At 33.6% G+C, this 23291-nt stretch carries 15 protein-coding genes; 3 read left to right on the top strand and 12 right to left on the bottom strand.

Annotated features, from left to right (window positions below):
• Positions 1–73 precede the first annotated feature (73 nt).
• Positions 74–1012 carry an NAD(P)-dependent oxidoreductase gene (locus tag G7082_RS10845; RefSeq protein ID WP_166035096.1) on the bottom strand — a complete coding sequence of 313 codons (939 nt, stop codon included), beginning with the start codon at positions 1010–1012 and terminating at the stop codon, positions 74–76.
• 20 nt (positions 1013–1032) lie between these two features.
• Entirely contained in the window at positions 1033–1854 is an 822-nt protein-coding gene (locus G7082_RS10840; RefSeq protein ID WP_166035095.1) for a LysR family transcriptional regulator, read from the bottom strand.
• Positions 1855–1969: 115 nt separating this feature from the next.
• On the opposite strand from G7082_RS10840, the gene G7082_RS10835 reads away from it, so the two are divergent.
• Positions 1970–2977, top strand: a complete 1008-nt coding sequence (locus G7082_RS10835) for a YeiH family protein (protein WP_166035094.1) — start codon at positions 1970–1972, stop codon at positions 2975–2977.
• Between the two features lie 206 nt (positions 2978–3183).
• On the opposite strand, the gene G7082_RS10830 is transcribed toward G7082_RS10835, so the two are convergent.
• Genes G7082_RS10830 through G7082_RS10815 form a run of 4 tightly spaced genes read right to left on the bottom strand, consistent with a single transcriptional unit; the run spans position 3184 to position 5206 of the window.
• Complete coding sequence (locus G7082_RS10830) at positions 3184–3729, bottom strand: cysteine hydrolase family protein (RefSeq protein ID WP_166035093.1); 546 nt, start codon at positions 3727–3729, stop codon at positions 3184–3186.
• A 15-nt stretch (positions 3730–3744) separates the two neighbouring features.
• Positions 3745–4437, bottom strand: a complete 693-nt coding sequence (locus G7082_RS10825; RefSeq protein WP_166035092.1) for a 5'-methylthioadenosine/adenosylhomocysteine nucleosidase — start codon at positions 4435–4437, stop codon at positions 3745–3747.
• A 21-nt stretch (positions 4438–4458) separates the two neighbouring features.
• Positions 4459–4647: a hypothetical protein gene (locus G7082_RS10820; protein WP_166035091.1), complete on the bottom strand. Its 189-nt coding sequence runs from the start codon at positions 4645–4647 to the stop codon at positions 4459–4461.
• 10 nt (positions 4648–4657) lie between these two features.
• On the bottom strand, positions 4658–5206 hold the full coding sequence (locus G7082_RS10815; protein WP_166035090.1) for an NUDIX hydrolase: 549 nt from the start codon (positions 5204–5206) through the stop codon (positions 4658–4660).
• 209 nt (positions 5207–5415) lie between these two features.
• Here G7082_RS10815 and G7082_RS10810 point away from each other — a divergent pair, with 209 nt between their 5' ends.
• Positions 5416–6123: a 5-bromo-4-chloroindolyl phosphate hydrolysis family protein gene (locus G7082_RS10810; protein ID WP_166035089.1), complete on the top strand. Its 708-nt coding sequence runs from the start codon at positions 5416–5418 to the stop codon at positions 6121–6123.
• A 3-nt stretch (positions 6124–6126) separates the two neighbouring features.
• Positions 6127–7329, top strand: a complete 1203-nt coding sequence (locus G7082_RS10805) for a toxic anion resistance protein (protein ID WP_166035088.1) — start codon at positions 6127–6129, stop codon at positions 7327–7329.
• A 216-nt stretch (positions 7330–7545) separates the two neighbouring features.
• Here the strand turns inward: G7082_RS10805 and dinB are convergent, their stop codons facing one another.
• The 6 genes from dinB to lepB form a co-directional block, all read right to left on the bottom strand.
• Positions 7546–8667, bottom strand: coding sequence for a DNA polymerase IV (dinB, locus tag G7082_RS10800; protein ID WP_166035087.1), 1122 nt, complete (start codon positions 8665–8667; stop codon positions 7546–7548).
• Between the two features lie 236 nt (positions 8668–8903).
• Entirely contained in the window at positions 8904–9773 is an 870-nt protein-coding gene (locus tag G7082_RS10795; RefSeq protein ID WP_166035086.1) for a DUF975 family protein, read from the bottom strand.
• 71 nt (positions 9774–9844) lie between these two features.
• On the bottom strand, positions 9845–13600 hold the full coding sequence (gene addA, locus G7082_RS10790) for a helicase-exonuclease AddAB subunit AddA (RefSeq protein WP_166035085.1): 3756 nt from the start codon (positions 13598–13600) through the stop codon (positions 9845–9847).
• Positions 13601–13796: 196 nt separating this feature from the next.
• Positions 13797–18818: a MucBP domain-containing protein gene (locus tag G7082_RS10785; RefSeq protein WP_166035084.1), complete on the bottom strand. Its 5022-nt coding sequence runs from the start codon at positions 18816–18818 to the stop codon at positions 13797–13799.
• A gap of 166 nt (positions 18819–18984) precedes the next feature.
• Positions 18985–22530 carry a PD-(D/E)XK nuclease family protein gene (locus tag G7082_RS10780; RefSeq protein WP_166035083.1) on the bottom strand — a complete coding sequence of 1182 codons (3546 nt, stop codon included), beginning with the start codon at positions 22528–22530 and terminating at the stop codon, positions 18985–18987.
• Between the two features lie 96 nt (positions 22531–22626).
• Positions 22627–23184, bottom strand: a complete 558-nt coding sequence (lepB, locus tag G7082_RS10775) for a signal peptidase I (RefSeq protein WP_166035082.1) — start codon at positions 23182–23184, stop codon at positions 22627–22629.
• Between the last annotated feature and the right edge of the window lie 107 nt (positions 23185–23291).

The following is a 23291-nucleotide window of genomic DNA, read 5'->3' as shown; positions in this document are numbered from 1 at the left end:
TTCTGCTCTGATTAACTGGAAGAAACTAAAAAGACGATTCCCTCCAATTAATCGGATGTGAATCGTCTTTTTTCTATCTAATTTGATTTTGTACAACTTTACCTTTTAAGATAAACTCTGATAAATTAGTTACAAATATCGGGAATAGTCGTTGATAATATTGATCTGACATCCCTGAAGTGTGAGGTGTAATCAATACATTATCTAATTTCCAAAGAGGACTTTCACTTGGTAAGGGCTCTGTTTCAAAGACATCTAGACCGGCAAAAGCAATTTTATCATTTTGACAAGATTCAATTAAAGCCTCTGTATTAACTGTGCCACCACGACCAGCATTAATAAAAATCACACCATCTTTCATCTCTTTAAATAACTTATCTGAAAAGAAATAATGAGTTTCCTCCGTATCTGGTAACAAATTGACAATAATATCCGCTTCGCTTATCTTTTGAGAAATTTCTCCTTGTTTTAAAATTTCTTCAAATCCAGGAATCTCTCGACCACTTCGATTGACACCAATGATATTCGTTCCAAAAACTCTTAGTATTTCAGCTAAGCGTTCACCAATATGTCCTGTTCCAACGATCATTACTGTCTTGCCAAATAAATCAGATGCTCCATCTGGTTTCACCCATGCTGACTTTTCTTGGTTCAGTACAGCTTCTTTAATGTTTCTTGTGTGAGCAAAAATCATTCCTAAGATTGATTCACTCATTTGATTTCCATGAACACCACTAGCATTGGTCAGGATAACATCACGTTTTTCTAACTCTTTAACATCGATATGATCCACACCAGCCGATTGTGCTTGTACCCATTTTAACTGACTATTTTGGGATAAAAGAATCTCTTCTCCTATTCTTTTATCCCAACCATACATAATTTCAATTTTACTTATATCACTCTGTAAATCTAAAACTTTAACAACTTGATAATCGACTGCTTTTTGGCTTAATTCTTCTAATTGCATCTCAGTTATCGGTACAGATACTAATAAAATTGGTTTTTCCAAACTCATCTTCCCCCTATTTTTCACTGTTTATTCTCATAAAACAACTCAATTGCTTTCGCTATTTTTTTTAATTCTACATCTGCCATATCATTTTTCTTTAAAAAATAAAAATAACGGAAGTACCCTTTTCCCAACGTTTCAAATGAGAGTTTATCTGTAACTGCTCGTTTGGAAATCAAACTCTTCCCAATACCTGATTCTAATAACTTTACTATCATCTCATTATTCTTCACATAGAACCGTTCTGGTTTAATATTTTCTGCGGATAAATAGTTTTCCATATAATGAAAAACACCAGATGTCGCTTCACGGCTCAACCATAAATCACTGGATAAATCCCCAGCGATCACAAGTTCATCTTTTTCTATCCTAGTCCGAGTAACACCCTCAGTCACAATTGGCTTTTCAATGAAACCAAAATCCACTTGATGTTTTTCTAAACTTTCTAAGACTTCTTCTGAATTTTTCATGTCTAACTCAAAAATCACATTCGGAAACTGGTTCATTAACTCTTTTATTAAATCAGGTAAGTAATAAATTGAAAAAGTATTTGAAGCACTGATTTTACAAACCTTCTTTGCTTCTTCTGTTGTCTTGACTAACTTCACTGTTTCTTGCCAATCATCCGTCAAATCTAACAATCGTTGATACAAAATATCTGCTGATTCAGTTGGTGCCATCTCTTGCTTACCTTTTCTTCTAAACAATACACAGTCTAATTCTTCTTCTAATTGCTTAATCTGATTAGAGACTGCGGGTTGAGAAATAAACAAAATCTCTGCTGCTTTTGAAAAATTTCTCGTCTCATATGCTTTTTTAAATGTTATTAATAATTTGAACATCTCATCACCTATTATTAGTTTTTCTTATAATTAATATTCTAACTATATATTTCTCAAATGTAAAAAGAAAGGTTATACTTTTTTTATTAAATAAAAAGAGAGTGTGAAATATTATATGGAAAGATTCAAAAATATAGGACCTGGACTTATTTTATCCTTCATTGTCGCAGCAATTAGTAAAGTGATTGCCATTTGGTTGCCAACAATTGGAGCAGCAACGATTGCCATTTTACTTGGTATCTTACTGGGAAATACTTTTTTCAAACAACCATTTTTAAGCAAAGGAACCAAATTGGCTGAAAGTTTGTTGTTAGAATTATCCATTGTCCTTTTAGGAACGACAGTAACCTTTCAAACCATTGCTCATATGGGATTTAACGGAATTGGGTTTATTGTCTTACAAATGACAGGAACGATTTTCGCTGTTTACTTATTAGGTAAAAAAATGAAATTCTCAAAGAAAATGAGCTTACTGATGGCTGGTGGAAATGCCGTGTGTGGCTCATCTGCCATCGGTGCCATTGCTCCTGAAATTGAAGCAAACGATGAAGAAAAAGGACAGATTATTACTTTAGTCAACTTACTTGGAACAGTTCTCATGCTACTCCTTCCTGTAATTGCTACAGGACTTTATTCAGATGTCTTAACTAAAAGTGCACTCATCGGTGGAACCCTTCAATCAGTTGGACAAGTTGTGGCTAGTGCCAGTATGGTCAGTCCCGAAGTCGTTGAATACGCAACACTTTTCAAAATTATGCGAATTATTCTTTTAGTTGTCGTTGTCTTTGCTTTTTCTAAATTTACTGAGAAGGATCGTATAACTACTTCTAATACTGAATACGTAGAAACTAGAACGAAAAAGAAATTGCCACTTCCTTGGTATATTATTGGCTTTTTAACTTTTTGTACCATCAATAGTTTGATTCCTCTCCCTGAAAGCATCAGCACAATCGCTCATCAAGTCAGCGGTTGGTTTGAAATTACCGCTTTAGCTGCTATTGGTTTAAGACTAGATTTCGCGAAATTCTTCAAAGAAGGTATCCGCTTCTTAATCTATGCCTTACTAGTAGGAGTCATTCAAATCGGATTAGCACTCGTATTAATACAGTTATTTAATATATAACGTGATGAAAAAGGCGCTTAGATCCAAGCAACTGGAAGAAAATAAAAATAATTCACGCTTTTGGAATTAATTTTATTTTTTGAAGTTGTCGCAGGAGCTGCCTTTTGAATCCGAACTACACAAAGTGATGAAAAAGGCGCCTAGATCCAAGCAACTGAATATAGAGTAAAGAGCAGTCGACAACCAACGTCAACTGCTCTTTACTCTTATCTTATCTCTGCACCTAATGTATTTTTAAAATGTCTCAACGCCCATTTATGGCCTTCTTCATCAAAACTTTGAACACAAGATTCATGAATGACAATCTCATACCCTAAGTTATAAGCATCCACTGCTGTGTGAAGGACACAGATATCCGTACAAACACCTGTAAGATGGATTTTAGTAATCTTTCGCTCACGTAAACGAATGTCTAAGTCCGTTCCACTAAAAGCTGAATAATGGCGCTTATCTAACCAGTAAACATTGTCAGCATTTATCTTTTCTTCGTACAAATCTGCTAAAGAGCCATATAAATCTCTTCCTGAAGTTCCCATCACATTATGAGGTGGAAACAAATTGTTTTCTGGATGATAGTTGTCAGTTGGATCATGTCCATCAATCGCAAAAACCACGAATTCATCATTATCAATAAACTCTTTTGTTAAAGCAACTAGCTTCTTCTCAATTGCTTGTCCAACTTTACCTGTCGTTAATTTCCCATCATCTGCGACAAAATCATAGGTATAATCAATGGATAATAAAGCTTCCATGAACTCATCTCCTGACTATTTTATTTCAGCAATTAAAGCTAAAACCATCTTCGCTGATTTTTCTCCTGCTTCTATGATAAACTCATCAAAATTCACGCTAGCATTCTCGTCACCAACATCACTCATGGCACGAATAACAACAAATGGTTTTTTGTATTGATACGCAACATGAGCAATTGCTGCCCCTTCCATTTCGTTAGCTAAACAATCTGGAAAATGAGACTTAATATCTTGAATTTGCTTGTCACTGCTGACAAATGTGTCTCCTGAAACAATCAAACCAACACGTGTATTTAACATCGCACTACTTGAAGCTTCCATTGCCAACTCAACTAATTTTTTATCTGCTTCATAATACAAAGGCATTTGTGCCATTTGACCGTATTCGTAACCAAAAGCTGTCACATCCACATCTGAATAGGCAACTTTATCAGAAATAACTAAATCTCCAATTGCTAATCCTTCACCAATCCCACCAGCTGATCCTGTATTAATCACAACATCCACATCATAATGACTAATTAAAAGGGTTGTTGTCACAGCTGCTAATGTTTTACCGATTCCAGATCTTGTTAGAACAACTTCATGTTGACCTAATTTACCTGAATAAAAGCTTGCTCCTGCTTCTTCCCATGTAGTCATTTCTGTTAATTCACTTGCTAAAATTTTAACTTCTTGCTCCATTGCACCAATAATTCCTATTTTCAAAAAAGACACTCCCCTAGATTATTAAAGTTTAAGTACAGCGTAAATCGTGATGGCTAAAAGAATTGCCACAATCACAATGGCTTTATTTAACCATGTATTACGCTTTTTATTTTGATTAATCTCCCTAACACGACTTCTTGTTAAAATCTGATCCTCGTTTTTCTTCTGCGGAGAATCATCCACATTTGATTCTTTATTTTTTCTAAACATGTTAAACTCCTTACTTACTTTGTGCTTCCCAGTATAGGATAGCATATAATGTTTTGGCATCACAAATTTCGCCAGTCACAATTTTTTCTTTGGCTTCATCTAAGCTTAATTCCATTAGCTCTAAAAATTCGTCCTCATCTTGCGGTAATGGGTTTTCAACTTTAACTAAGTCTTTAGCCTCATATAAATATAACCACTCATTAGAAAAACCAGGAGAAGAAATAAATTTAGCAATTTCTTTTATTTCTTTTGCTTGATAGCCAGTTTCTTCTTCTAATTCTCTTTTAGCTGTCTCCATTGGAACCGTTTCGTCCTTTTCAATCTTTCCTGCTGGAATTTCTAAAATACTTTTTTCAACAGCTTTACGATATTGTTTAACTAATATCATTTTATTTTCTGGTGTAATCGCAATTATCGCGACAGCTCCATTATGGAAGACTAATTCTCGCTTAGATGTTTTCCCATTTGGTAGTAAAACATCATCTAGAACAACATCAATAATCTTTCCTTCATACAAAATTTCACGTTTAATTGTTTTTTCTTCAAATTGATCTTTCATTATTTTCTCCTTGAATATCTTTAATATTAAGCATATCATACCTTTAACGGGCGTTGTTTTCAACAAACTTCCTATTAATTGTTACCTTATTTTAGCTAATTCTTAAAAAAAAATAAATCAATCCATAGACTGATATCTATTTCAGTTCACTATGATAAAATGTTTTTAAGATCAAATATGTTTGATAAAACATTTAGGAGTGGATTCGTATGAAAACAAAAAACGCATCATTATGGAAGTCTATTTTACTCATCATCGTATTAATACCAGTTGGACTAGTTGTTCATGTAGGTGGTGGCTTTATTAATACTATCTTCTCAATTGTTCTGTTTATGGCATTACTTTGGGCGATTTTTAATATTTTTAGAGCCTTATCTGGTAATCGTTCGAATAAGTCAAAAGACAGAATGCCAAACCTTTCACGTGAAAAAGAAGCTCATTACGAAAGCTTAGGAATGACCAACAAAGAAATCGTCTTCTTTAGAGATACGATGGCAGAAACAAAAAAACAAATTAAAACACTTGAAGACAACATGAATCAAGTTGCTAAACTAAAAGCAATCAATTTAAGATACGATACATTAAAAGCATCTAAAGCGATGTTTAAAGAGATTGTGAAAGAACCTAGAAAACTTCATTTATGTGATCGTTTCCTTTACAATCACCTACCAAACTTAGTAGAATTAACAAATAAGTATGTAGAAATCAATAACCATGAGTTAAAAAACAAAGATACCTTTGATGCTTTGACTCAAAGCGCCACAGCCATTGAAGAGGTTTCACAATTAATCGTAAAAGACTACGCTGATTTCGTTAATGATGATTTGGAAGATTTAGATGTAGAAATTTCAATCGCCAAACAAAATATTGACCGAGAAAAAGTTTATGACTCATACAAACAAGAAGAGGAGATATAATAAATGACTGACGAATTAAAACCAACTGACTTAAAAGATGTATCCCCTGTCTCTAATACATTAGATGACTTACTAAGTAATCCTTTTGAAGCACCAGACGCTTCAAAACTCGCAACCGTTGAAGAAAAATTACAAACTAACACATCTGCTGCAATAAAGGTGATTGATAAATTACCAGAAGACCGTCAAAGACAAGCTCGTGAATTAGCTGCTCAAATTGACGCAACAGATAGCCAAGCTGTTCTTAGCTACGGGGTTGCCGCTCAACAAAAATTAGGTGAGTTCTCTCACACTATGTTAAATCACGTCCAAGCGCAAGATATCGGTCCTATGGGAGATTCTTTAACAGAATTAATGTATCGCTTAAACGAAGCAAGCCCTAGTGAACTAGAAGCTCGTGATAGTAATATTTTCAAAAAAATGTTTGGTAAAGTGAAACAATCCGTTTATGAAGTGACTGCTAAATACCAAAAAATTGGGGCTCAAATTGACAAGATTGCCGTGAAACTTGATAAAGAGAAAAACGGCTTACTCCAAGATAACTTAATGTTAGAACAACTTTATAATAAAAATAAAGATTACTTCGATGCCTTAAATATTTATATTGCTGCAGGTGAAGTAAAAATTGATGACTTAAACCTTGTAACGATTCCAGAAGCCATGAAAAAGGCAGAAAGCACTGGAGATCAAATGGACGCTCAAATCGTTAATGATTTAAATCAATTCGTTGATCGCCTTGAAAAGAGAACGTATGACTTAAAATTAGCGCGTCAAATTACGATTCAACAAGCACCACAAATTCGCTTGATTCAAAATACCAATCAAGCATTGGCTGAAAAAATTCAAGCATCAATCAATACAGCGATTCCTTTATGGAAAAACCAAGTAGCGATTGCTTTAACTTTATTAAGACAAAAAGATGCCGTAACAGCGCAACGTCAAGTTTCTCAAACAACAAATGATTTGTTAACGAAGAACTCAGAAATGTTAAAAATTTCTGCCATTGAAACAGCTGAGGAAAATGAACGTGGTATTGTCGATATTGAGACATTACAAAAAACACAAAACGACTTAGTTGAAACCATCCAAGAAACACTACGTATCCAAAAAGAAGGAAAAGAAAAACGCCGCAACGCCGAAATCGAACTAAGCGTCATGGAAGAAGACTTAAAAACCAAATTACTAGAAATGTCGAATCAAAACTAAGGTTATAAAAAAAGTGGTTAGCTTCTGAAAATAAGCCGGAATTCATGAAAATTACTTTTCAAATTTTTATGAATTTCAGATTGATTTTAAGTTGTGAAATTGTCGCAGGAGTTGCCTTTTGAACTCCGATTTATATTAGGTAGTGAAAAAGTAGCTTAGCTCCAAGCAATTTTAAATACTAAAAAGCCGCTTCTCCATTTGTGAGTTAGCGGTTTTTTATATGTTCTTTTCCCATAAAGGTAATTTTATCAATTCATATTCTTTCGACTCTAAATTAGTAACGGTAATTCCTAATAAACGAATCCCTTTATCTAACAAATCAAAACCATCCCATATTTGTTTACTATGGAAAAATAATGTTTCCTGATCGTCTACATAGTCCGGTAAAGTGACACGCCTTGTATAAGTTTCAAACTCTCGATCTCTTACTTTCAAGACCACTGTTTTACCATGAAGTTGAACTCTTTTCAGCGCTTTCTCTACATCAAAGGATAATCCTCTTAATTCCATAATAACGGCTTCCTCAGTAGCTAAGGGTTTGCCATAGGTATTTTCCCTACCAACTGATTTTCGGTCACGATGTGGCTCTACAGGGCTATCATGGATTCCTCTAACTTTACGATACAAAGAATATCCCATTTTACCGAAATGACGAATTAACTCCATCTCATCCATTTTGTATAAATCGTCTCCTGTAAAAATACCTAACTCATGCATCTTAGGAACAGTTTTCTTCCCTACTCCGTGGAAGTCTTCAATAGGTAACTTTTTCAAAAATTCCTCAGCATCATCAGGTAAAATCAAGGTCATTCCTTTAGGTTTTTCAAAATCAGAGGCAAGTTTTGCTAAAAACTTATTATAACTCACACCAGCAGAACAGGTTAGGTGCAGTTTTCGCCAAATATCTAATTGAATCATTCTGGCAATTTTGATGGCACTTTTAATATTTTTTTTATTCGTTGTGACATCTAGATAGGCCTCATCTAAAGATAAAGGTTCAATCATATCAGTATACTCATGAAAAATAGCATGAATTTCTTTTGAAATTTCAGCATAGTGATTTCGATTTCCCTGAACAAAATTGGCTTTTGGACATAGTTCATAGGCTTTTTGAGCGCTCATGGCAGAATGAATACCAAACTTTCTCGCTTCGTAATTCGCCGTTGTCACAACACCTTTACCACCCGTATCTTTAGGATGTTTGGCAATTACTAGAGGATGCCCAACCAACTCAGGATGATCCCTTTCTTCAACTGAAGCAAAAAAAGCATCCATATCAATATGAATTATTTTTCTCGATGTATCTTTCTTTAATGGAAACCTTAATTGACTAGACATTCCACACACCTCCTAAACGTATGTTCCCATTATATATGAAAACAATAAAAAAAACCACTAAAGCCGTCGCTCTAGTGGAAATGAAGGTTGTTATTTTACTCTCTCTCAATAGGAGTTAAGTATGAAAAACCAATTCGGGATAATTGGTATGAAAGTATACTACTACATGTTTGTTAAATAAGATTGATTAATCTATTTGAATTTAGTAAAAAAAGAATGAGAAATGTCTCATTCTTTTAAAAGTTAGTCCATTCTTCTTCCTCTTCTTCAACTTCTAGCATTAAATAGCGATCTTTTGCCAAGTCATTATAAAAGGCAGCTTTGGTTGTATTAATATATGGGTTCAACCAAATATTAGCAATATTGAAAGTAAATAAACTTAAAATTTTCCAACCAAGGAAACTAATATCTAACCAGAATAAACGACCTTTATGGCCATCCATTAGCTGACGACTTTCAGTGATAAAACTTGTCGCTCCCATTGTTCTCGTATCTTTATGAGTTGATAAATCTTTATAGATAAAATTTGATTGAGAATATGAATACAATTTAACAATACCTGGAATAACAAAACACAGTGACCACAGAAACTGAAACATGTAAGTTAAAATATTAATTAATAGGACTGGAATAAAATCAACCCCATTAAACAATCTAAAGGCATCTTTCATCTCCATTGATTGTTGTTCTCGTTTTCTAATCACATCTAAGAAGGTAAATGAAATTCCGATAGTTAAAAATGATAAGACAAAGGTAATAATTGGTGTCACACCGTAAGATGAAGCAACGTTTGCTGTCACACTTGCGGGTGAGTAAGTGTAATTATCCTCATAATCATTATAGTCCTTATCCCACATATCATCTATATCGTCACCTAATGCACCACTAAAAATAGCTGATTCATGACTTGAATTACCAATGGAAACATCATTTGAATCTGTAAATACTGAAATAAATAGTACAATTCCTGCAACCATTAACGTGAAAAAGACAGCTGATGCAATTTGAAGTAAAGAAGGAACTAAATTTAATTTCACTGCATCTGACCAACGACCTTTTAAGCTATCTTTGGCCTCTCTTTTTAATTGTCCTGATGTTTTATACATACTTTTTCCTCCTCTCTTTTTTATAAGAAAATTTTAACACTTTTCTAACCATATCACTACCTATTTCTTTCTTAATCCACTAAATCAACGATTTTTTGTCCTTTTAACAAAATCAGCTTAACTTGAGTGACTTTTTTACCAGTTGCTTCCTCTAATGCTAAGCGATATAAGTTAAGTTGTCCGGTATATTTCTGTTTAATTTTTTGAAATTCTTCTTCACTGGCTTCTTTGGGAACATAGTCCGTTTTAAAATCATACAAAATGAGTTCTTCCTCCGTTTCAAGGTAGCCATCAATAATCCCATGAATCAATAAACGATCACTTTTCTTTCCTTCAAAGTTAGCAAAGATTTCTGATGCACTTAGAAGAAGTGAAAAAGGTTGTTCCCGTTTAACTAAATCGTGCTCCTTGATTAAACGTTGTCCAAAGTCTGTTTCAAAGAAGTCTAATAAAAGTTGTTTATCAATTTTATCAGCCACTTCTTTTTTAAGAACAGTTTTTTCAACTAAAGACTGAATTAAATCAGATAAATATTCTTTGGTTGGTTCCTTAGACAAATCTATTAATTGCATCACTAAATGGGTCGCTGTTCCAACTTCGGCTGGACTAACTTTTGTCATTTCACTTAAAAAAACCGGTTTCGCTAAACTCTCACCCACCATTCGATTACCTGACAAACTTAAATTCTTAGATAAATCCAAGACCTGTAACTCCCGATTATCTGGATCTTCAAAGACACGTTTAATTTCAGAAACCGATTGATAACTTGTTGTAACCGTTGAAGAGATATCTGTATACTCATAGTTCAAGCGGTCCACAATTTGTTTTAACAACTGAGGATTTGGCTCATCAGCCATCATGATTGTTTGCGTTTCGTCACTTATGGTTTCTTTTTGTTGACTCAATATATCCTCTTTATTAAAGAAAGTTATTGAAAAATTAGCTAAAGATTTACCCAATCCTTTTAATGCGTCAACTGTTAACTCAGGATAGGTTTTGATTGTTTCTGGATGTCTGACTAAACTCATTCCTACCCATCCCATTAAGCTTCTTTGGCCTAATCGACTACTCGTTGAAAGAACGCGGTGATCAGAGGTGACGTTTGTTTGCCATTTTTTAAACGCATCTTCTTTGCTCTTATATGAACCAACTAAAAATAATTTTTCTTCCGCACGCGTTAAGGCAACATACAGCTTACGCATTTCCTCAGCTAACATTTTCTTGCGCTTTTGTTCTCTAATAATCACATAGGGCATGGTTTCGTATTTCACTCGGTTCACACCATCAAAATATTTAATTCCAGAACCAAGTGCTTCATCAAAGATATAAGATTGATTGTTAATGTCTGTCATATTAAATTGTTTGCTCATATCCAAAACAAAAACCACTGGAAACTCAAGTCCCTTACTGGCATGAATTGTCATTACACGAACCGCATCTTCTTCATCACTTAAATCATTAGGTTCTGCTAAGTCTTTATTTTTCGCCTGCATTTTTTCAATGAAACGAACAAATTGGAATAAACCTTTGAAATTCATCTCTTCATACGCAGTTGCTCTATCATACAAAGCATGTAGATTGGCTTGACGTTGTTTCCCAGAAGGCATCCCACCCACGTAATCGAGTAACCCTGTATCTTGGTAAATTTGCCAAATTAAGGTGACTAATTTTTCTCGTCTGGCTAACTCACGCCAGCTGGTTAAATTTTGATTGAATTCATTTATTTTTTGATACAACGTATTATTAGCCGTTTCTTCTTTTAAGTACCTTCTCAAAGCATCATAGTAATAACCATGCGTGTCATACTGTCTAATTTTTACTAAATCATTCTCCTTAGCACCAACAATAGGTGAGCGTAACACGGCTGCTAGAGGAATATCTTGATACGGGTTATCAATAATTTGCAGAAGCGCAATCATGATTCTAATTTCTGTTGCTTGGAAATAATTTTGCGTATCATTAACAAACAAAGGTATATCTAGCTCTTTGAAGACATCCAAAATAACCAAATTATTTTTCTTCGTTGGACTTAAAAGCACAATATCTTGATACTTAATGGGGCGACTCTCTTTTTTCTTTTTATCATATATTGGAAATTCAGAAGCAATCATTTCTTCGATTTTTTGCCCGACTAAAAGTAACTCTCCTTCTGTTTTATCATCAATGGTGAAGGTTAAATCCAGCTCTTCAATCTCGCTTTCTTCCATCTCACTCTCAAAAATCAAAATTTCTGTGTCATGTTTCTGACTTTCAGGATATCCCGTAAAACCAGTAATCAGTTCAGCACTGGTATCATACTCAATTTGACCAAGTTCTCTGTCCATTAACTGAGTAAAAATAAGGTTTGTAAAATCTAAGACACTTCCTCTTGAACGGAAATTCTCAGCTAAAATAATTCGACGACCATCTGTTTCTGTCGCATATTGCTCGTATTTTTCAATGAAAAGAGTTGGATCTGCCAGACGAAAAGCATAAATCGACTGCTTCACATCTCCTACCATGAATAAATTTCCCTGTTCTTCATCAGCTTTTCGTAACCAATATAAAATTCCCTCTTGAAGACGGTTCACATCTTGATACTCATCCACTAAGACTTCATGGAACTTTTGTCGGAAGTATTGTGAGGCTTCTGACGCTGCCCACTGATCACCTTCTAGTTGTCTTAGAATACTTAAAGTAAAGTGTTCTAAGTCATTGAAATCAACTAAGTTTTTCTTCTCTTTTTCCTTAGCAAAAGTCTTTAAATACAACTCACAGACTTTCACCATCTCTTCGACTAATGGCTTTGTTTCTTTCATTAGTTCCACTTGTTTTTCAGGAGATAAACCAAAGTAATTTTTCTTTATCGTTGCCACTTGTTTTTTGATAATATCCCGTTCAGCTTTGATTTCTTCATAAAACATCATCACATCTTCTGAACTTGTTTTTTTGTTTGGTCCCTTAATAACTGCAAATTTGGTTTGAGAAATAAACTGATAGGCATTTTCCAAATCATCAGCTTCCACTAATTGGAGTAAAGAAACCAACAATTGCGCGTCTTGTTCTAAAACACCCACTGTTTTCTCAAAATCTGGCTCGCCTTTGATACTATTGCTTAATCGTTCATTACTTTCTTTTGTTTGGGTTAATTGCTTCAACAGTTCAGGTTTCATGTAAATTTGGTATAAAGGACTTTCAGATAAATTATCAGCAATATCATAAGTCTCTGGTAATTTTTTCAACCACTCTAAAGGATCAGTATTCGACTTAGCAAAATTCGCTAATGAAAAGATTAGCTTTGTTAATCCATTATCATTTCGGTCATTAGAAAAATTTTCAGTCAATAAATAAAAACTTTCTTCCTCACTGCCGTATAAATTTTCTCTCACTTCATTCCAAACATCTTCTTTTAATAACTCAATCTCAGTTTCATCTGTCAACAAACGAAACACTGGATCAATATGAATTAAATAATAATATTTACGAATCACCGTTAAACAAAACGCATGGAGGGTACTGATTGATGCGGTTGGAAGCAAGCTTAATTGCTTAATTAAATGTTGCTTCTTATTCAAATCCACCTCTTCAGTAATCGCAGTTTGAACCGCTACTTGAATTCTTTGCTTCATCTCTTTTGCCGCAGCTTCCGTGTAAGTCACAATCAAAAGTTCATCCACATTAATACCACTTTTAATTTTTTGAATCACCCGCTCTACTAGGACGGTGGTTTTTCCCGAACCTGCAGAAGCAGAAATCAGAAGGTTACTCCCTCCATCATAGACTGCTTGCCATTGTTTATCTGTAAAATGGCTATTTTCAGGTTTTAAAGGAAGTGTTATGTTAGTCATTTTATTTTCCTCACATCTATTTATTGTATTTTGATTGAATTCATAATTATTACTTTATTTTATCATAATTTTGACTTTATTTTGCCTTCAACGTATTTACATTAATTAAAATGACCGTGAGATAAGTTATAGAAACTTAAATCACAGTCATTTATTCATGAATAATCAATTTTATAATTATCCATTACCTATTCTTCTAAACATCTTGCTTACCTTTTCTCTTTTTCAAAACAATCATTATTGCCACGATGATACTTCCTATATAAAAACTAAACTTACTTTTTATTTCACCTGTTTTAGGGAATTTGTGTTGTGTTTCTTTTGTTTTTTTATTTCCTTTAGTAGATTCTTCTTTATCTTTACTTTGTTCAACCAAAGTTTCTTTTTTAGCTTTATAAACATATGTCACTTCAATTTTAGTTTCAGTAAACAAACCTTGTCTATTGGCTGGTAATTGGCTTTCATCTAACTCATAACCTTCAATTGATTTTGGTTCTACTGAATAATCAGTACCCACTTCGCCTTCTTTTTTCGTTGACTCTTCTATTTCGATTCCTAAACTATCAACATATTTCACTACTACTTCTCCTGTTTTCACTTCTGGAATTATTACTTTTTTGTAGATATACATCACTTCTATTTTAGTTTCAGTAAACAAGCCTTGCGTATTGGTTGGCAATTGGCTTTCGTCTAATTCATAGCCCTCAATTAACTTCGGTTCTACCGAATAATCAGTACCCACTTTGCCTTCTTTTTTCGTTGACTCTTCTATTTCGATTCCTAAACTATCAACATATTTCACTACTACTTCTCCTGTTTTTACTTCTGGAATTATTACTTTTTTGTAGACATAGGTCACTTCTATTAGCATCTCAGTATATAATCCTTGCGTATTGGTCGGTAGTTGGTTCTCGTCTAACTCATAGCCTTCAATTAATTTTGGTTCTACCGAATAACTAGTTCCTACTTCGCCTTCTTTTTTCGTTGATGTTTCTAGCTCATTTCCTAAATTATCGACATAGTTTACTACTACTTCTCCTGTTTTTACTTCTGGAATTATTACTTTTTTGTAGACATAGGTCACTTCTATTAGCATCTCAGTATATAATCCTTGCACATTGGTCGGTAATTGATTTTCATCTAATTCATAGCCCTCAATTAACTTCGGTTCTATCGAATAACTAGTTCCTACTTCGCCTTCTTTTTTCGTTGATGTTTCTAGCTCATTTCCTAAATTATCGACATAGTTTACTACTACTTCCCCTGTTTTCACTTCTGGAATCTTTATTTTTTTATAGACATAAGTCACTTCTATTGGCAGTTCAGTATATAGCCCTTGCGTATTGGTCGGTAGTTGGTTCTCGTCTAACTCATAGCCTTCAATTAATTTTGGTTCTACCGAATAACTAGTTCCTACTTCGCCTTCTTTTTTCGTTGATGTTTCTAGCTCAATTCCTAAATTATCGACATATTTTATATAAACTTCCCCGTTTTTCACTTCTGGAATCTTTATTTTTTTGTAAACATATGTCACTTCAATTTTAATTTCAGTAAATAAGCCTTGTCTATTATCTGGTAATTGACTTTCATCTAATTCATAACCTTCAATTGACTTTGGTTCTACTGTATAATTTGTGCCCACTTTACCTTCTTTTTTTGTTGATGCTTCTATTTCGATTCCTAAAGTATCGACATATTTTACATAAACTTCTCCTGTTTTTACTTCTGGAATGACTACTTTTTTATAGACATAAGTTACTTCTATTGGCATTTCTGTAAACATACCTTGCGCATTCGTCGGCAGTTGATTCTCGTCTAATTCGTAACCTTCAATTAATTTCGGCTGTACTGTATATTCAGTGCCCACTTCGCCTTCTTTTTTTGTTGATGCTTCTATTTCGATTCCTAAAGTATCGACATATTTTACATAAACTTCTCCTGTTTTTACTTCTGGAATGACTACTTTTTTATAGACATAAGTTACTTCTATTGGCATTTCTGTAAACATACCTTGCGCATTCGTCGGCAGTTGATTCTCGTCTAATTCGTAACCTTCAATTGACTTTGGTTCTACTGTATAATTTGTGCCCACTTTACCTTCTTTTTTTGTTGATGCTTCTATTTCGATTCCTAAAGTATCGACATATTTTACATAAACTTCTCCTGTTTTTACTTCTGGAATGACTACTTTTTTATAGACATAAGTTACTTCTATTGGCATTTCTGTAAACAGGCCTTGCGTATTGGCTGGCAATTGACTTTCATCTAACTCGTAACCTTCAATTAATTTCGGTTCTACTGAATAATTTGTGCCTACTTTACCTTCTTTTTTCGTTGACGACTCTATTTCGATTCCTAAAGTATCGACATATTTTACATAAACTTCTCCTGTTTTTACTTCTGGAATGACTACTTTTTTATAGACATAGATTACTTCTATTGGCTGTTCAGTATATGATCCTTGAGTATTGGTCGGTAGTTGGTTCTCGTCTAATTCATAACCCTCAATTATCTTCGGTTCTACTGTATAATTTGTGCCCACTTGACCTTCTTTTTTCGTTGACGACTCTATTTCGTTTCCTAAACTATCTATATATTTTACTATCACTTCTCCTGTTTTCACTTCTGGAATTACTACTTTTTTATAGACATAGGTCACTTCTATTGGCTGTTCAGTATATAACCCTTGCGTATTGGTTGGCAATTGACTTTCATCTAACTCATAACCCTCAATTGACTTTGGTTCTACTGTATAATTTGTGCCCACTTTACCTTCTTTTTTTGTTGATGCTTCTATTTCGATTCCTAAAGTATCGACATATTTTACATAAACTTCTCCTGTTTTTACTTCTGGAATGACTACTTTTTTATAGACATAAGTTACTTCTATTGGCATTTCTGTAAACATACCTTGCGCATTCGTCGGCAGTTGATTCTCGTCTAATTCGTAACCTTCAATTATCTTCGGTTCTACTGTATAATTTGTGCCCACTTGACCTTCTTTTTTTGTTGATGCTTCTATTTCGATTCCTAAAGTATCGACATATTTCACATAAACTTCTCCTGTTTTTACTTCTGGAATAACTACTTTTTTATAGACATAGGTCACTTCTATTGGCTGTTCAGTATATAACCCTTGCGTATTGGTCGGTAGTTGAGTTTCATCTAACTCATAACCCTCAATTGACTTTGGTTCTACTGTATAATTTGTGCCCACTTGACCTTCTTTTTTTGTTGATGCTTCTATTTCGATTCCTAAAGTATCGACATATTTTACATAAACTTCTCCTGTTTTTACTTCTGGAATGACTACTTTTTTATAAATATAGGTTACTTCTATTGGCATTTCTGTAAACATACCTTGCGCATTCGTAGGCAGTTGATTCTCGTCTAATTCGTAACCTTCAATTGACTTTGGTTCTACTGTATAATTTGTGCCCACTTGACCTTCTTTTTTCGTTGACGACTCTATTTCGTTTCCTAAACTATCTATATATTTTACTATCACTTCTCCAGTCTTCACTTCTGGAATGACTACTTTTTTATAGACATAGGTCACTTCTATTGGTATTTCAGTAAACAAACCTTGCGTATTGGTTGGCAATTGACTTTCATCTAACTCATAACCCTCAATTAATTTAGGTTCTACTAAATAACCAGTACCTACTTCACCTGATTTTTTCGTTGACGACTCTATTTCATTTCCTAAATCATCAAGATAATTAACTATCACTTCTCCTATTTGTTGATATTTGGAGTACAATGTCATGTTATTAAATGTAGTATTATTGAAATCCCAGACCTGTTTTAATTCCTCATCCATATACCATCCTGAAAATTGATACTGTTCATATTCTGGATTCTCTAATATTTCTGGTTCTTTTATCTTTTCATTCTTTTGGCTAATAACATAAAATTTATCTATTTCAGTATCATCATAATTTCTAATATTAAAATCTATTTTTATTGTATCAATCGATGTATAAAAACCAGGATACAGCCCATCGTACATCGTGATAAAATCATTTGTGTTTAGATACCCATTATTAACCGCGGTATCGTTGTACCAAAAATCATCTACAGATCTCTCTGCTAAAATTTCTAATCCAGAATTATCCAATCGCGTTTTTATTCCTACGTTAAGACTTCTGACACCACTATCCTGTAAAAAATTATCATCCTTTAATTTTTCTCCCTCAATTACCACATCAACCATATTAAATCCAGTAAGATCTAAATACAATAATGAGCGACAGTCTTTGAACATACTTTCCATATTCGAAAGACTTTCTACTCTCCAATTTGAAATGTTCAACATCTGTAAATTTTCACAGCCGCTAAACATTTCACTAGCTGTTTTAAATTTAGAGACATTCCATTTTGATAAGTTTAATTCTGTTAATGTCTTGCAATTGTAAAACATGAAATCTACATACTCTACAGAAGAAACATTCCAATCAGAGACATTTAAATTTTTTAGTCTAAAACAATCATTAAAGACACCTCTCATAGTGATTACTTTAGATGTATTCCATTTTGATACATCAAGGTACACCAAATTTAAGCACTCGCTAAACATGTAGTCAATATTCTCTACATTTAAAACCTTCCAGTCACTTACATTTAATCCCCTCAGATTACCACAACTATAGAACATCCTCTCCATATCCGTCACATTTTTAGTGTTCCATTTTGTGACATTTATTTCTTCTAAACTAAGACAAGAACTAAACATTTCCGCCATACTCTTCACTTTTGTTGTATCCCAATTCTCTACATTCACTTCTTTTAAACTAATATTTTTAAAGAACATTTTCTCCATACTAGTCACTTGTGACGTATCTATTTTTTCACTTTCAATAGATTCTAGTGCTGGTAATGAACTAAATAATCCTTCTGCTGATCCAACTATGCTAAACTGATTTTTAATTTTAATATGCTTTATTTCATCTTCTAATAAGTTCCATGGTCTAGAAAAGCCTTCAATTTTACCGTCTATCGTCAGTGTTTGAGTTCCCTCATTATAAGACCATTCCGCAGTTTCTCCCCATGCATGATACGGATTTCCCTGTTCTGATAGAAAAACTAAAGATTGATAGTTTCCTAACCAATCTACCTTATTATCTATTTCTTCAGAAAATACTTGAATAGATGTTAGACAAAATACAACACACAAACCAACGTAACTTAATAACCATTTTATTTTATAGTTCTTCAATTTTATTTTCTCCCCTTTTTCATTTTACTTATCCATTATAAAATAACGTACCATTAATGTAACTATTTTTTTGATTTTTTTATTATATTATAACTATCGGACATTTTTTCAAAATAAAAAGTAAAACAACGTTAATCATAAAATTTAACGTTGTTTTACTTCAGTTTTAATTATTCAAATCCTTCTCTTTATCCATCATCTCTTCTTTAGTCAACGGCTCAATGCGATGATAGTTATTTTCTTTTAACATCACATCAAACTGGCACACGCTTCTAAATGGACAATACTCGCAAGCTACCCGAGTCTGACCTTTATATGCAGGATTTAATTTCGTTGATCCTTTGAAAATATCTTCTCCTGCGTCTTTAAATTTCTTCTGATTGTTATCTACTAACCAATCGAGTTCTTCTTCTGTTACAAATTGAGAAGACTTCATGTTACCTTTTTTCAGTTGTTCATATGGATAAACGGAAGACTTCACACCTAGATCAATGGTTTTATCCAAAGTTTCTAAGACTTTTTCTTCGTTCACTAAAATGCCTTCGTATTTATAAGCTTTTAACATTTCTTCATCCATGGTTTCCTCGGTTAATTTTTCAGAACCTGTTAACACTGGATTCTGGACATGAAGATAAAAGGCACCTGCTGCTTTGGCTTTTTCTCCTACTAAATCAACAGCATTTTCTAAAGCCACATTTAAATAAGTCACCATTTGAAGAGCTAATCCATAATAAGCATCCACAAAATCAAAATTATGCTTACTTGATTTGTAGTCAATCACTGAAAGATAAATATCCTCTTCCACTTTCATTTGATCAATGCGATCAATTTTCCCACGAACTTTTAATTTCTTTTGATTACCAATTTCAAAATCTAAACTGTTCAAACTAATTTCTTGAAGAGCTTGTCCAAATAACACTTCCGTCTTAATCACGTCCATGTTGCTTCGATCACTCTGACGTTTTAAGGACCAACTCACCCGTTGAATTGTCTTTTCTAACTGATACTTGATATAGTTCATTCGATTAGTTGTATTTAAAATCGTAAACTTATCTTCCCCTAAGACATTTTCCAAAATAGCTTGAGTCAACTCTTGCACTTCTACCTGGGTCATCTGACTTAAAGTCAACTTCTGTTTGATTAATTCTTTAAAGAACATATCCAAACTCTCATGATAGAAATCCCCTGTTGCAGCTGGTGATAATTCAAATTGATCTCTCTCTTTTAAACCTAAACCGTACATTAAGAAATACTTGTACTGACATTTGTAGAAGTTTTCAATCTTAGAAACAGAAGCATACACAGTGTCCCCATATAATTCCTCTACTGACACTTCATTTAAATTTTCTGGAATATTTTGATGAGATAAACTCGCCAATAAGCGTTCTGTTTTCAAAGGTATTTCTTTTAATAATCTTTTTTCAAGTTGCTTAAATAGCCAAGGTGTTCCTTGTTTTTCATCTGTTAAATGGCGTTTATAAGCAATCCACTGAGTCAACAACACATCATCTGTCGAAAAATCATCCAATGACACACGATCAAAGAACGTACTACTATGTTTAATTTCTTCCTCTAATTGGAACTGATTTTTCAGTCGATTCAAGTAAGGAGAAACTTTAATTTCTTTACTGCCATCCGTACTTCTTGGATAGCTTAAAATCACTTGGTCTGTGGCTGATAGTAAGGATAAATAAAAGACAAAAGGCTCTTTTGCTGAATCGGAGGCCATATCTTTTTTCAAAAACTTCTCAAAAGGCAGATACTCTTTTAATGCGCCTCGTTCTTCATCCGTTAGTAAAGTTTTATTTTCGATTTTTCTTGGGAGCACTTGATCTGTTGCCCCAATGATTATCGTCACTTTACTTTTCTTCACACGCACAAGATCCATAGAAGTTACCACTAGTTGATCCAAGGTTGTTGGAACTTTGCTAAAGGCTAACCCTTCCATCCCTGTTTTTATGATTTGGATGAAGTCCTCTAAAATAAACGGCGTTTCCCCCATTAGTTCTGTGTATTCATCTAAAAGAGTCATTAAAGATTGCCAAGCTTGCTCATGATTTCTTGATTTAATCAGATTACCTTTTGCTAGTTCTTGGTCACGCATGAAGGTGAGTTGTTTCTCAACTCCAACATTGATTAAAAATTGGTAAAACAATAAGCTCGCTTCTTTCGATGTTTCAACTTTTTTTAGTTCTTCAAAAAACACTGGCACATGCTCTCTAACCAAATGCCGCACATGATTGGATGTTTTTTGAATGAGTTGATCATTATCAAGTTTGCCTTCTTCTTGGTCATACTGATAATGAATATATTGCCAATCCCTCTCCTTCAACCAATCTGTCCCACTATAACCATATGCTAAAACCACATTTTCAGTATAGTCAACTTGCTGTCTCAGATTTAGCATGTGATTTTCCCAGTCAAAAGCCTCTTCAATCTCTAAACTTTCTGGAGAAAATAACTCAGAACGTAAGAAACGTAGCACATCTCGGTACTGATAAAAATGCTGATTCATATTAAACAACGCGCTAATAAACTCAATCAACGGATGATGTTTCATCTCTTCTTCTTGATTAATGTAATAAGGAATCTGATTGGCAGAAAAAATCGGTGCCATGATTTTTTGATAACTTTCAATATCCCGTGATAAGACTAAAATATCTTGATAACGATACCCTTTATCTGCCACAAGATGTCTGATTTCTTTTGCTACAGACATCACTTCTGTGTAGGGATCATCACATTTCCATAAACGTAAGCTTTCAGGTTTTATCCCTTGTTTTTCTTTCACAGGGGATAATTTCTGACTCTCTTGCCAGAAAGAATCGATCGTTAGCATATCTTCTTGGTTATCAGGGTGGACCTTTTTATCCATTAAAACTGGTACTTGGTTGTTTTGTGCCATGTAGAAAAGTTCTTGGTACAATCTTCCTGTATTAAAAAATAAGTTAAAAGGTTCTGGATCTTTTGACACATAAGCTTGGTCCAAAACTAAAGCAATCTTGACTTCTCCAGCCACTTTCATTAACTCTTCTAATAACTGTTTTTCAATGGCAGTAAAATTTGAAAAACCAGACAGGACAAACATGATATTTTTTAACTCTTTTTGCTGTAAAAATTCAGCTAGAGATAACAATAAATCATGACCATTTAAATCATCTGCTACTAATTTATTCGTGTACATTTGATAAATCAGCTGAATATCACGCATTTTAATTTGCTGATCTTCATCTTTTTTTCCGATTCCAGCTTGAGACAAGATTTCCAATAAATCATCTGCTGTAATAAATCCTTCTTGAAATTCATCAAAAATCGTGATTAGTTGTTCTACAAATCCTGGTTTATTTATTTCTTGTTTAAATAAACCCAACTCGTCTTCTATATCAATTAAGACTTGTCTCAATATCATGTACTTCCCTGATTGAGACAATTTTTGTTTCTGATATGCTTCCGTATTTTGCATAAAATACCAAGCTAACCGTGAAAAACTGAAAACTTGGAGCCTCATACTCACCATATGCTCTTGATTTTTATAAAAAGGAAACTGGGATAATTCTTTTAAAACATTAATCTCAGTTTCAAACTTAACGTGGTTAGGTACTAAATAAAAAACTTCGTGTTCACTTGATTCTTCCAGCCAACTATTCGCTTGATTGACTAATTCTTTGGTATGATCCCCACTTGCTGGACCGATAATAAATTGGACACTCATTCCCTGCCCTCCTCTTTACTTTAGTAGTCCTAGTTTATCATATTTAAGACAAAAAAAAGAAGCAGCTCACTTATTTGTTAGCTACTTCTTTGTCATTTATTTCACGCTACCCCATTTTGCAGGTGGCCAAAAGGCAAATTTAACATTACCTAGAATATCATCTTCATTAATAAAGCCAATCATACGACTATCTTTAGAATTTTGGCGATTATCCCCCATTACAAAATAGTGCCCAGCTGGAACTTTTTTCTCACCAGCCACATCTTCCATTTTAAAGTCTTGGGTTAATGGTAATCCGTAAGGTGTTTTGACATCACTTGGATTTTCTTTATACTCATTCAAGTAAGGTTCGTCGTATTTTTTACCATTAATTAGTAATTGGTCGTCCTTAAACTCAATGGTGTCTCCTGGTAAACCAATGACGCGTTTTATATAATTTTTGCTTGGATTATCTGGTGCAGGGAATGTTATAATATCAAATCGCTGGACTTTTGACTGTTTCATGGCGATGACGCGCTCACGGTCAACCATGGTTGGATTCATTGAATTTCCTGATACATTTGTAGGAGAAAAAACAAAAGCTCTTAAACAAAGTAAAACAACGATTAAACCTCCAAACCAAACAATGTTACTTATTATTTCTTTTTTACTCAATTAACTCACTTCCTCAATTTCATTCATCACCAGTATATTTTAACATATTGAAGATTTTGTGAATAGTATAAGACATATAATATCTTTTTGTTATTTTGACGTTTACG

It is taken from the genome of Vagococcus hydrophili (assembly GCF_011304195.1).
GTDB classification, from domain to species: domain Bacteria; phylum Bacillota; class Bacilli; order Lactobacillales; family Vagococcaceae; genus Vagococcus; species Vagococcus hydrophili.
This window is presented reverse-complemented; position numbering and strand designations above follow the sequence as displayed.